This is a genomic window from Paenibacillus sp. GCM10012306, from assembly GCF_042649265.1.
Classification (GTDB): domain Bacteria; phylum Bacillota; class Bacilli; order Paenibacillales; family Paenibacillaceae; genus Paenibacillus_AQ.
In genome coordinates, this window is record NZ_JBHRYW010000012.1 from 152,965 (window position 1) to 167,269 (window position 14,305).

2 protein-coding genes are annotated in these 14,305 nt (G+C 51.9%); both read left to right on the top strand.

Annotated elements, in window-relative coordinates; all coding sequences use genetic code 11:
* Positions 1 to 264 precede the first annotated feature (264 nt).
* Positions 265 to 660, top strand: a complete 396-nt coding sequence (locus ACFORK_RS23075; protein ID WP_379203451.1) for an S-layer homology domain-containing protein — start codon at positions 265 to 267, stop codon at positions 658 to 660.
* Positions 644 to 14,236, top strand: coding sequence for an S-layer homology domain-containing protein (locus ACFORK_RS23080; RefSeq protein WP_379203453.1), 13,593 nt, complete (start codon positions 644 to 646; stop codon positions 14,234 to 14,236). The genes ACFORK_RS23075 and ACFORK_RS23080 overlap by 17 nt, the downstream gene beginning before the upstream one ends.
* Positions 14,237 to 14,305 lie beyond the last annotated feature (69 nt).

A 14,305-nucleotide genomic window follows, 5' to 3' on the forward strand; every position in this document is an offset into this window, starting at 1 on the left:
GTGATTAATAATAACCTAAGAAGGATTTTTTTAAAAGTTAGATTCCAAGCATTCTGCAAAATAATTATCCCATTCGACAAAAGCCGCGAAAGCTTGATGCTACGCGGTTTTTGTCTCTTTTTTATCTAAATTTTTCATTATTCTTTTATTGACCCTCTATAGACTTATATATGGAAGCTATGAATTCCGTCTATGAACAAGATAACCGGGAAAGCCCAATACATGCAGTAGGGTAAGGATCGTTTTATGAAGGGGGAAATCATTTTGGGACAGCATTTTGCGAGAAAATGGAAGATCATTGTGTTCAATTGGCTTTTGATTGTGAGTATGCTCACGGGGACGCTGGAGCCTGTGATTGGCCTCGGCAGCAAAGCTGAGGCGGCGGGAAACGCGGCTTCAATCCCTGCGGATATCGCGGGCCATTGGGCGCAGCAGCCGCTCAGTGAATGGGTGGATAAAGGACTCATCAAAGGTTTTGAGGATGGCACCTTTCGTCCGAATGGAATCATCACGCGTGTAGAATTCGTTACGCTGGTGAATCGGTTGTTCGCTTATAAAGGGACAAGCGATGTGACCTTCAAAGACGTGCCAGCCGATGCCTGGTTTGCATCCCAGGTCAGCGCAGCTGTGCAGGCTGGCTTATTTGAAGGGGTTCCCTGACGGGAGCTTCCAGCCGGATAAATCACTGTCCCGCGTGGAAGCCGCGGTGATGGTCGCGAAGCTTGTTCCTCTCCTCCTCAAGGAGGGAGAGAACCCGCTGGAGGCGTTCAAGGACAAAGGCAGTGTGCCTGCCTATGGCCGCGATCCGCTGGCAGCCTTGCTGGCGGCGGGCTACATCAAGGGCTTCCCGGACCAAACGGTTGGTCCGGGCAAGCCGCTTACGCGGGCCGAAGCTGTAGTGCTGCTGGACCGCGTGATGAAACCATCGGCGACCAGTGCCGATGGGGGTGTCATTCCGGCGGCCAAGACGGTGGAATCAGGAGGCACTTATGGGCCGGCGACAGGCACATTTACAGTCGCCGGGGACCTTACCGTCAACGCGCCGGACACTACATTGCGTAATTTGGTGGTGAAAGGAAACCTGGTGATCGGCCAAAAAGTCGGGGAAGGCGATGTCTACCTTGATCATGTGACCGTGCTGGGGAAGACCTCGATCAACGGCGGCGGAGAACATAGTATACATATTGATGATTCTCAGCTCCAGACCGTTGTGGTTAACAGGGTGGATGGCCGGATTCGGGTTGTCATCGGAGGAACGACAGTCATCTCACAGATGGATGTTCAGTCGGATGCCAGTGTCGAGTCGAACGTGGGGCCATCCAGCGGCGGTATAGAGGGTATTACGATTTCTGCCACCGGGGAGGTTACATTATCCGGTAATTTCACTTTGGTTGAGGTCAAGAGCAATGTGAAGCTGAGCATCGACTCAGGAACGACTAGTCGCATCATCGTTAACGAGGGTGTGCAATCCTCAACGATTATGTTGAACAAAGGCGTAAAGGTAGACAGTATCGAATTCCACGGCACAGCCAGTGTTAAAGGTGAGGGAGAGATTCTCAAAGCGCTGGTGGATGCGCCGAATGTTACCTTCGAGACTAAGCCGGGCAGTGTGGAAACAACGGAGCGCGGAAAATCCTCCCCTACACTTTCGCCGAGTGCCGCTGCGGGTGGTAACGGTGGCGGGGGTGGAAGTGGTGGCGGCGGCGGAGGAACAACTCCGCCGACCCCAACTTCGCCAACCCCAACTCCGCCATCCAATACAATGGTGGAAGTAACGGTGACTGTTCCGGCCACAACAGGCTTCCGGCTGAATTTCAGCACTCCCATCACGAATCTTACGGCTGCGGATTTCTCGCTTAAAGATTCTAAGGGCCGTGCCCTGGAAGTCGGGTTCGTGGGCTCGTTAACCGGAGGAAGCTCCTACCGGGTAACAGCTAACTTAAATGAGGGCGAGATTTATTCCGTTGCACTGACTAAGCCAGGGTACGACTTCGGGGCTCCCGTAACCTTCAGTGTACCGGTCACACCGCCACAAGATATTGCTGTCACGAAGACGGTACAGAACATTAGTACTGCTGGCTTTAGGGTATTGTTCGACAAACCGGTGACCGGCTTGCAGACCTCGAATTTCTCACTCATACGTACTGGTAACGGCGAGAGAGTTACGATTGGGGAAGCCACATCGAATAGCGAAGGTACCTCTTATGACGTCACTGCCTCCCTGGAAGGGGGCGTCACGTATTCATTGATGGTTACGAAGCCAGGTTATGGCTTTGGACCAGCGGTAACGATTTTTGTGCCCGTCACAGATCCAGGCACGATTTCTGTAACTGCTGATGTGTACGGAATCAGTGAAGATGGCTTTAAAGTATCGTTCAGCCCAGCGGTGGCTGGATTGGACGCCTCGAGCTTTATCCTTTTGAATAAGGCTAATCAACCCGTTGCAATCCACGGAGCGGCAAGTGCAGACGACGGCAATTCCTATACGATGGATACAGCATTGACGAAGGGAGAAACCTACGGACTTTTCATCGAGAAGAGCGGCTACAGCTTCGGAGCGGCGTTGGCGTTTGCCGTGCCTGGCGAGGAGACGACGACGGTAACACCTTTGGCGAGGAACGTCAGACCCTATGGTTTTCTCCTGACGATGGACAAGACGTTGCCGGAATTGGATGCATTGAACTTCGTTTTGAAGAACGGGCGCAAAGAGAGTGTAAGCATAGATATGCTCAGCGTGGTGGTTGTAGGCAAGGAATACGAGGTGTGGTTCACGCTGGATAAGGCCGACACGTATACCCTCTCACTGGACAAGGAAGGATACGCCTTTAACGAGCCTGTTGTCCTGAAAGTAGAGGCAGAGAAATTGCCGTCTTCGATCGGCTGGGTCACGCATAGCGGCTTTGAAATTGTGTTCCAGAACGCCATTTCCGGTCTTGCTGCTGGAGACCTCAAGCTGGAGGATAACAATGGTCGGTCTATTCAGGTTGACGGTGTTCAGTTCAGTGCTGACGGCAAGTCAGCGGTTGTATCGGGAGATCTGTCTGCAGAAGGGATTTATCGCTACCGCCTGGATACAGAAGATGCGCGGTACTTCGAAGGAACGGTCAGTGTGCCTGCAATAGTGGAGATCAATAAGCATACGACCTATGAGGGTTTTCCCGGCATCTATACCGGACTTAAAGTTCATTTTGCCTTGCCGGTGCCGAGCTTAACCGCGGCTGCTTTTAAGCTGAAGGATGGAAGCGGCAATCCCATTGTCCTGGATTCCGTTACGAGCGACGATCAGGGCAGAAGCTATTTGCTGCAAACGTCACGGCTCAACTCGGGTGGCCCTTTTGTACTTGCAGTTACCGCTGCGGGGTACAGCTTCGGTGATCCGGCGACACTAGTCAGTGCTACCCTGAACGTCTGGAACGCCGGACGGCAGCCGACTCAGTTCATGGCGGGTCTTAACCCGGCTGTGCCAGGCCTGACCAAGGATAATTTCTTTGCGAAGGATGCCGCAGGCAATGAAGTAGCCATTACCAATGTGGCGTGGGACAGCGGTCAACGGATGTACATTGTTACTTTTGCCGGATCAGGGGGGCAGAGCTATACCGTCTCGGTAAAAGTAAACGGATATGACTTCGGGGCTCCGAAAACGATTTGGGTATTTGCCCAGAATAAGATTATTGAGCCTTCTTATACAGGGTTTAGATTAGTACTGGTTCCTCCTGTTGTGATCAATAAGGAGTTTGGATTTAAGCTGACGAAGCCGGACGGCACGCCAGTCGCTATTCAATCGGTCGTGACGGAAGATGAAGGCTCCAGCTACTGGATCTCAGCTAATTTGCAGCCGGGAATCTATCAATTGATGGTGGATGCGGAGATGGACAGCAATATTTTCACAGTCAAGGTTCCCGTGCTTGCGACAGTCTCGGTGAACCAGATTGCTAATAGCGGAGTTAACGTGAAGCTGAATTATGCGCTGGATGGTCTGAGCGCGAGCAACTTTGTTCTTGTCAATGCGGTTACGGGTAACCCTGTTGCTATCCAGTCTGTATTGACAGAGGACCAAGGCAGCAATTATCAGTTGGCAGCCAGTTTGCCGGGTGGAAAATATAATCTGAAGCTGACCGGCCATTTGCCGGAAGCCGGGGTTGATTTTCAGGTAGCGGATACGATTCACGCGGGGGCAACGAAGGTATCCAATATCACGAATGCGGGCTTTGATCTCTCATTTGAGAGCCCTGTGCCCGGCCTGCTTCCGTCCCATATCAGCATTCAAGACGCGCAGAATAACAAGGTTAGCGGACTGACGCTATCGACAGTCGATAACGGTGCATCCTATCATGTGCGTGTAGCTCTCGCTAACAACGCGGACTATACGATGACGCTGCACAAGAATTTTATCGTCTTTGATTCTCCCGTCACGTTCCACGTCAACCGATTTATCTCGGCCAGTGTGGCAGACGTAACGAGTGACGGACATCTGACCTTGAAGTTCACACCAGCTTTCCCGGAGATCGAGAATTACTTGGGCTTGTCGATCACGGATGAAGCCGGCACTGTTTATTATCCTAACCTGTTCGAATCGGCTGACGGCGGCGCGACCTATCAGCTCTATGTGCCGAGCCGGATTCAACCGGGTAGAGCCTATCAGATCAAGTTGAACAAGGATGAATTCTCGATGAACCCGGTGACGTTTATCACTCCGCCGGTACTTACCGTTAGCGAGGCGAATGTTTCGGGATTGAAGCTTAGGCTGGATACACCTATTCCAGGGCTGGACAAGAAACATTTTATCGTGAAAAACGACGCCGGTGAGACTCTAACGCTGACTTCGGCAGCTACAGACGACGCAGGAGCTACCTACCTGCTTCAGGGCACGCTGGAGAGCGGCAGGCATTATACCGTTCAGTACAAGTCGGATCTACTGTACCAAATCAATGACCCGGTGCCATTTACGATTGTCAAAAAAGTCAAGGCAACCATTAGCAGCGTGACAGCCTCCGGCTTCAAGCTTCAGTTCAGCTCCAGCGTCCCTGGCTTGACGCCGCAGCAGGTCATTTTGCATGATCCGCAGGGGAATGTGATCCAGGTATTGTCTTCTTTGAAGACTACGGATCAAGGCTTTAGCTATCTGGCTGCGCTGGATACTGTCTTGCCAGGTAAAGGTTACACCCTCGATTTGGCAAGAGACGAATTCAAACTGGATGCTCCTGTAGCCTTTGATGTTCCGGTCACAGCCAAGGTCAGTCTTGTGAGCACAGCAGTGAATAAAATCATTGTGTCTGTCACTCCAAGTCTGTCAGGTCTGACCACAGATCATTTCTCGCTGTTTGATAGCAAAGGAAGAAAGGTTGCTATCAGAGTAAGCAATCCCGGCAGCGGATTCTACAGCCTCGAAGGCGAATTTAATCCGGCAGAGCTATATACGCTCCAGACGGTCTATCCCGGTTATGTATTCGGAGCACCGCTGTCTATCGGGTTCAAGCTGTGGGTCGATGGCATCATCCATGCTGCTTCCACGAAGGGCTTCAAATTGGCCTTGGTCCCGTTCGTGCCGAATCTCAGTGCGTCTGACATTACAGTCACCGACGAGGCAGGAAATACGGTGGCGGTGCAATCCCTCCAGCCTGTGAGTGCATCTGTTGACTACTACATTGTCAGTGTACCGCTCTCCGGTGGTAAGACTTATCAAGTGACCATAGCAGATAAAGCCCCGTATGCCTTCGGCAAGCTGGACAAGATTAAGCTGAACTCCCGCACTGCCACCGTTGATGGGCTATCTGTGAAGGGCTTCAAGCTGCATATGTCATCAGCGCTCAGTCTGGGAGGACCCGAAGTTGTTCTAGTTGACGAACAGGGCCGGGAAGTCGCTATCGATTCGATCGTCAGCCGCAATGCCGGGCTGACTTATGAGATTGAGGCGACTCTCAAGGCAGGCGTGCACTATTCACTGGGACTGAACAAGCCGGAATATGATTTCGGAGCCAGCATTCCATTACTGGTGCAGCCAGTCGCGGCCACGTTTGAGGGAATGGAGAGAGGGAACAACCATGCCTTTATGCTCCGGTTCGATCATGCGGTGCCGGATATGCTGCCAAGCGAATTCAAGCTGCAGCGGGATGGTATTCAAGTTGCCACTGCTTCGAAGGTATCTACAGAGGACGGGGGCAACACGTATAAAGTGGAGTATGACTTCCGCGGCGCGGCGCAATATACGGTTCTTCCGGTCAAGGACGGTTACGACTTCGGCAAGCCGGTCGTCGTTGAGGTGCCGGTGATCGTAAGCTCCACCGTGCTGAACACGGGAGCCTCGTATATCGACATCGGTCTGAATCCGGTAGTGCCGGGCTTGACCGCAAGCGACTTCACGCTAAAGGATAGCACCGGGCAAGCCTTGGCTGCCACGTCCGTAGTCACGGAGGATGGCGGTGCAACTTACCGGATCAAGTCCTCCTTCATCGGGGGCAAGACGTATACGATTGCGCTAGCCAAGAATGGTTATGATTTTGGTGATGCGGTTTCTGCTGCGCTTCCGAGTGTCATCAAGGGCGAGGTTGGAGACATCGGGGACAAAGAATTTACGATTCTGCTCACCCCTGCTGTCGGAGGCCTCCAGGCCAGCAGCTTCATCCTTCAGAATGCCGGTGGTCAGACCGTGCCGCTTACATCCGTCAAAGCGTTGAACGGTGGATCAGGTTACACCTTGTCTGCGGCGCTGATGGCAGGAGACAGCTATTCGGTGAAGCTGGCAGCGGGCGGTTATACACTGGACGCTCCGCTTGTCTTGACGATGCCGGTACCGATCGAACTGACGACCGAGAATATCCATAGTGAGGGACTGACGGTCAGGCTCAACCGGGCGGTTCCCGGTCTGAACAGCGGGAATTTCCGATTGGCAGATGCTGAGGGGCAGGCCGTTACTGTCACTACTGCGACAACGATGGATGGCGGCTTGACCTATACCGTTCGTGCGGCCTTGCAATATGGCGGCACATACAGCGTGAAGATGACGAAGAACGGCTATGATTTCGGAATAGGATTGCCGTTCACCGTGCTGAAACGTGTTACGAAATCGGTGACGACGCTGTCCGGGAACGGGTTCGTGTTAAGTCTGCAGACGGCCGTTCCTGATCTGAAGACAAGCAATGTGATGTTGAAGGACAGCGCAGGAGAGTCTGTGATCATTGATTCTCTGGTAACCACGGACGGAGGCTTGACCTATGAGGCAGTAGCCAAGCTGACAGAAGGAACGGTGTACACGTTGTCCGTTACTGCGCAAGGCTATGATTTTGGTCCGCCGGTTCAACTGGATGTTAGGGAAATGCCGGTCTTGTCCGCTTCGGATATTACGACCGCGGGATTCAATCTGAATCTTAGCGTGGCGGTTCCGAATCTGAGTTACACGAAGGTGTATTTGACCGGGGCGGATCACCAGTTGATCAAGCTGGATAGCAGCAGGTTCTATGATCCGAACCAAAACACCGCGAAGGCAGGCAGGACGTATACCGTACGCGTGCCGCTAGTGGTTGGACAGACTTACATCCTGTCCATTAACGATCCAGCGCACCCGGCGAAAGGTCCGGTTGAAGTTGTTGTGCCGGTTGCGGTTAGTGCTAAAGTGACGAAATCGGCCGCAAGCGGAATCACATTATTGCTGGGTCAGGGAAAACTTGATCTCCAGGCAGCGGATGTTGAAATCCTGTCCGCAGGGGGTGATCCCGTAGCTGTAACAGGTGTCGCTGCCGGCGAAGCGGCAGGAACCTATACCATTCAAGCAGCACTTGCGGAAGGCAACACGTACTCCCTGCGCTTGAAGAAACAAGGCTACGACTTCGGGTCAGCGGTCAGCGTCTACGTTGCCTATCAGGTGACAGCCAAGTTGATCGGCGTCAACGAGAATGGTTTTACCCTTAGCTTGAATATTCCGGTACCGGAGCTTGGCCTAACTCTGCTCGACGCCGGGACTAAGGTTACGATTAGCTCGGCAAGTACGGCAGATTACGGTCAAACCTATCAGGTGAAGGCCAACCTGGCCTACAATAAAGAATTCAGGCTCAAGCTTAGCAAAGCTGGTTATGAATTTGAAAATGAGCTAGTGGTGAACAACATCAGCTCACCGCCACAACTGCTCAATGCCGTGTCTAACGAAAGCGGTACTCAGGTTATCCTTACCTTTGATAAGCTGCTGGAAAGCGTCATTGCCAGTTCCTCCTTCTCCGTGAAGATTGACGGGCAGTGGCAAAGCATGGTGAATGCTGCGCTTGGGAATGACAAGACGCAGATTATTTTAACCTGGAATGCTTCGGGCCGTGGAATAGGCTCTACTTCAACCGCCTGGGTCGCATATACCGGCGTGAATAGAGTAAAAGCGGTCAATCAGACGTATCTGCCGACGTTTAACGACATGCCGGTGACGAATGTAGCGACCATTCAAGGCTTGGTTACCAGCTATGCGTATAAGAATGATGCGGCCTATCCGGCGAGGGTACTGCATGAGCAATACGGCAAGACCGCGCTGGAGACTGCACAGCTGCTTAGTAACGGGGGCTTTAAGACGGCGAATATTTACAAAACGCTTGTTGCGGAATATATGCTGAGTCGCAGTGATCTTGCTCCGATTCTCTATAAGCTGGATGCTGACGCCATAACCATATTCGAAGCCTATGATTCGATAAGAAGATCCAATAGCGCCTTTGGTTCCGAACTCATTGGAGAGTTAATTGCAGCGGGCTATACAACAGATACACTTGGCCCTGCGCTGCGGAAATTTGGTTATTCCAGCAAGGATCTGACCGGCTACCTGAAGTATTACAAGGTGCCGGCAGCGCAAACCGCAAGTATTCTTCGGACGCATTATAGTGAGACAAGCGGCGGGACTACTGCATTGCTGCAATTCGCCCGTTATGACAAGAAGGAGATCGCTGGTGCCGTTCAAGCGGCCTACGGGTTAAGCTCATTTGATACGGTGCAGGCCCTTCAAGAAGGTCAGCAGACGGCAAGAGATACGGCTTCTCTTATTAAAGACCTGTATGGTGCGGATGCGATTACGGCGGCCACATGGCTGTCCCAAAGTGGATATCCCGATCATGAGGTCGCGGGTGCGATTGCGGAATTCTACAATTTTGCAAGTGCAGAAGAAGCGGTTCAGGCCTTCCTGGGCGCAGGCTTCTCCGTGCCGTATCTGTATTCGATGCTTAGAAAAAAATATCCGCAGCCAGAGGGCGCAGTTGCGCTGCTGAATGCGAAAATTGCACCTAGAACGGTAGCGGAGGCAGTTAAATCGACTGGTGACGGGGCCGGGGTCATAATCAGCGCACTGGGACGCAAGAATTATAGTGTGAAAGAAATTGCAGGTATCGTCAACGATCTGTGGGTAGCCGCAGGTGTAAGCCTGAACGACGTAATGGCTCAATTCGCTGCTAGCGGATATAATCTCTCGGCAAGAGCAGCTCTGCTGCGGGAAGAGTTCGGCGCTGACATCGGGACTGCGCTGGGAATTGTATATCCAGATGCACGGAATGCAACGATGAAGTATTTGCTCGTGGCGGGCTACGATCACGTTAGTCTGACTGATTATTATCTCAGACATGTGTATTCGGGCAATCGTTATGAAGTGTTCCGGCAGCTCCGGCTTGCCGGGCAGACAGCGACCAAATCACTGCAAAGCGTTCATGATGCCCTGATCCAGGCAGGAGAAGCGTTCACCCTGGACGATGCCATGAAGCTTTTCTTCAATGATTATACAAGCCGTTATGAGGCAGCCGATGTCTTGGCGGCCATCCGGTCGGTCTTCGCCGGGGATTTACAGGTCAAGCTGGATGCGGAAACTGTCGCCACAGCGATGAGTAACGTACAAATGTGGGACAAGTACGCGATCGGCAAAGCTCTAATCAGTCAGATGGGTGTAACCCTGGAACAATGGGTGGAGCTGGAGCGGACTAGCGCGTTCGCCAGATTTGGCTGTGCATGCTCCGTTGTTACTGTAGTCAAGGACGTTCAGTATTTGTTCTCCAAAGCTACGCTGCCCGATATCACTGTAGCCATGAGTATGTCCAAGCTGTACACCCTGGACCTTATCATTGAAGGCACGATTAATTTCTACTCCACGCAAGGAATTAGAGCTAAAGGGATGCCGTATCTGCTATCGGCCTTGAAGAATGCGGGGTACGCCTTCGAAGAAGTGGCAGCTGCCTTCGACAGCAAGGGTTGGAGTGAGTGGATTATGGCTTTCAGCAGTTATGGTATTGCTGCAAGCGACGTCACCGCTTATCTGAAGAGCACGGGACTGCCAATGGAGCAGGTTGTGGAGCGGCTGGCTCCCTATCCTCTGAAGGACAGAGCGCTTGTATTGCGTGAGGCTTATGGTCTGGATTCCAGCGCAGCTATGTCGGTGCTGCTTCAGCATACACAAGAAGACCAGGAGATCATCGGCTGGGCGTTGGCCTGGGCATACGGGAGTGATCCGATCACGTTATGGATTCAGACACTCCGGTCGCAAGGGGCAACGGCAACATCCGTGATTAACACTCTGGCCGCACGCTATCGCACGTATTGGGATTCCGAGATGGTGGGTCCCGCACTTGTCCAGGGCGGCTTTAGCCAAGAGGAGGTCATGAAAGGGCTGATTGTTCATTCCTCTAACCGCAACAACCTGCAAGCGACGATTGCTTTGCTGCAAAAGCTGTATGGACAGCAGCAGGTTACCATTGCACAGATTCTCAAAGCTTCCGCGATTGAATCGCCTGCTGAAGGAATCAGTTTCTTGCAAAAAGGCGGATACAAGCTGGGGGATATTGCCCGCGCTTTGAAGGACTATTACGGACTGGAGGCTGGAAAAGCGACGCAACTACTCGTCGCAGCTTATCCCAACAGCCAGAATATGATCCTGACAGGTATGGCCAGTGTCTATGGTCAGACCCTAGAGACGACAGTATTTGAGACCTTGCAGACGCAAGGCATCAGCAATGCCGACGAAGCGATAGATTATTTGCGCAACGCAGGCTTTGGCATCAAAGAAATCTCCGTCGTGGTCAAAGAGAAATTCGGACTAACCGCGGGCCAAACGGCGGCAGGTTTTCTGAAAAAGCCGGTAGGCGACAAGAATGCGCTGATCACAGCGATTGCTACTGCCTATAATCTGCCTGTGGAGACGGCCCTTTATAGTCTGCTTCAAGAGCAGGGAGTTACTTCTTTTGCAGAAGCCATCTCCTTCGTATTCCAGACCCATTTCAGTCTGGCTACCAGTATCAAGCTGGCTAAGGCGTATGGTCTATCGGCAGGCGGAGCCTTGCAGGCTCATCTGAATTCTAATCTGTACCGTCAATCGGATGTAGTGGCGGGTGTATCCGATATTTATGGAAGCACACAGCAGTCTAACATCGCGGATTCGCTGAAGGCAGGCGGTATGAACACACTTGACGCTGCGGTGCCATTCTTGCAGAAGATGCGCTATGACCTGGAGGGCATTGTCCGTGTGGGCAAGGAGCATTATAACCTGACGTCTGGAGAGACCATCGCTGCATTGATGGCAGAGGGTTCGTATGATCGGCCTGAAATTGAGGGGGCTGTAGCCAAGATATACAATCAGTCACTGGAGCAGACGAAGCTGGAGTCACTGAGTTCACTGGGAATCACCGTATTCTCCGATGCCCTGCCGAAATTGCAGCAAGCCGGATTCACGTTGACCGATCTCGTCCTGGCAGCCAAAACCTACTATAAGTTAATGGCTGGCGAAACGACGTATACGTTAATGCAAACACAGCATTATCTAGCAGCAGACATCCTATCTACAGTTGCGCAGGAATACGGCAAGCCGGTTCAGCAAAGTCTGGATCAGCTGCTGAAAGCGAGCGGTATTCCCTCGATTGCTGAGGCTGCACCTTACCTGCGTACCATGGGTTACACTCTGCAGGATGTAATCGAAGTGTCCAAAAATTATTACGGCAACACGTCCAAGGCTACGATAGAAGCACTGAAGGCTCTTCATTTTGAAGATGGGAATGTTATAGAATGGACGGTTCTTCATGTCTACGGGGAGGATTCACAGGAAGCTGTAGGCCGTTCACCGCAAAAGGTGCTGCAGGAAGCTGAGATTACGGAGGAGAAGGCCGTGGTCACTTATCTGTGGGAAGCTGGCTTTTCCCTGATTGAGATTGCAGACATGTTCAAGAACCACTACGGAAAATCCTCCGTGGAAACGGCCGGATTGCTCATTGCAAATGGAACGTTCTCAGCGACGGCAATTCTGAACAGTCTAAATACCGTCTATGGCTCAACGTTTGATGCAGGCTTAATGAATACTTTTAAGACGGCAGGGCTGTTCACGAGTGTGGATACTGCCGCTCTTCAACTGAGCAATGGCGGTTATCGGTTGACGTATGTTGCCGAGATGCTGAAGAAGAGTTACAGCAAGACGAGATCAGAGACAAAGGCTATTCTGACGGCACTGGGTCTGTATTCGGCAACGGCGATCCAATCGGCGGTAGAGCAGGTCTATGACGCAGTTAACACATCGTCAGGTACACTGCAGGATGTGCTTGATCTCTACGGGATCACGACGGCCGAAGGTGCCACAGCTTTCTTGATCAAGCAGAACGCTCCGGTTCAGGATATCCTTCAATATTTGAAGGATGCTTACAACATGGGGGCTGATCAGGCGACAGAAATGCTTGCTCCATCCTACAAAGGTCCGGAACTGGGGCTTGCCGTATTCAAGGTTTACTATAATGATGCCAATGTCGGTTATCTGGCGAAGATCCTTCCGGCAGGCAGCACCTCGTCTCCGGGCAGTGTCGCCAGCTTTATGCGGGGCAAGTTCAAGGATACGGATATCGTGCTGGCTTTGAAGGTGCTCTTCAATCTGGATGAGCTGGGGGTAACGGATGCAGTGTCTACGACAGTGATGTCAGCAGAACGTCTCCGTGCAGCCGTCCGTGAGGTGTTCGGAAGTGATCCTTTATTCGCTTATCTGAAACGGATGAAGGAGCGGGGAGCTAACGCGAACGACGTTGCCGCAGAGCTGGATATCCGGGGACTGCTGGAGCCAGCCCCATCGAGCTACTTGGTCAATACACTGTTGGCGCTGGGCTATGACAACGCCAGCGTGCTGAAGATGCGGTACAATTATTACAACGATTCCCGCAAGAATGCAGGTACTGAGGAAGAACAAGGTAAGCAATTGGTTCAGCTTGGTGTGGATACCCCGGCGGCCATTGTGCAGTACCTAAGAAAGTGGAATTTGCTGCCATACAAGGTCATTAACATTGTAAAAGCAGGATTGCCTAATGCTGCCATGACGGATATTGCACTCGCCATGCGTGAACAAGGATATGGCACCCAGGCTGTCATGGGCGGCCTAGAGGCGGTAGGCCAACGAGGCGATGATATTGCTGCGATTCTGAGACAGCTGGGATTGACGGCAGTGGAAGCCTTAAGCTTCCTGAGTAACCGCTCGTCGGATGATCAGCTTCACTGGCTAATCCGCAACGGCTATACGCCTACTGAATATATCAGATACAGAAGTGTTGGGAATGACAATACCATTGCTATCCTGAAGGCAACGGGTATGTCGGCAGTCGATTTGGCAAAGCTGCTCTCCAAGTACCTGAATATGGGCTACTTTACCATTGCCAAATCTCTATACGATGGCGGATTCAAGACCATCAAGGAGGTAGCAGCTGCGCTGCTTGCCGCAGGCTGCCGTCCGGGCTGGGTTCCGATGTATCTTCAGGAAATTGCGGGCTGGACGCTCAAGGAAATTGCTAAAGCTATGCTGGAATCGAATCTGATTACACTAACCGATTTGGTGACGGCGCTTCAGATAGCGAATGGTAACAACTTGAAGTATACGTTCCAGATTATCAAAGAAGTCTCGACCCGTGAGAGACAGGCTTATTACGATGGGCTGAACTCCGCAGAACGCAAGCTGCTGAACAACAATGAGATCGCACTGATCGTTACTGCTTCAGCTTTGCGCCATGCCAACATCAGTCTTTCCAAAATCACGGACCAGCTAAAAAATGACGGTGTATATGAACCGGAGATCGCGCTGAAAGTGTTGTTCTTATCCGGATTCAATGTGCTGGATGCTACGGATACTGTATGGGATGCCTATCGTGGGGTGATCGGTGCGATGATTATTCTGGCTATGCTCAAAAAAGCCGGAGGTGCGTATATCGCCGATTTCAGCAGATATTACACGCTGATCTCCAAGGTTACCAAAATCGTATATGAACTGAGTAAATAACGTTTGTCGCAAAAGTTTTCAGGGAGGCCGATCCGGTTACGGGTCGGTCTTTTGAAAATAAAAGAGGGA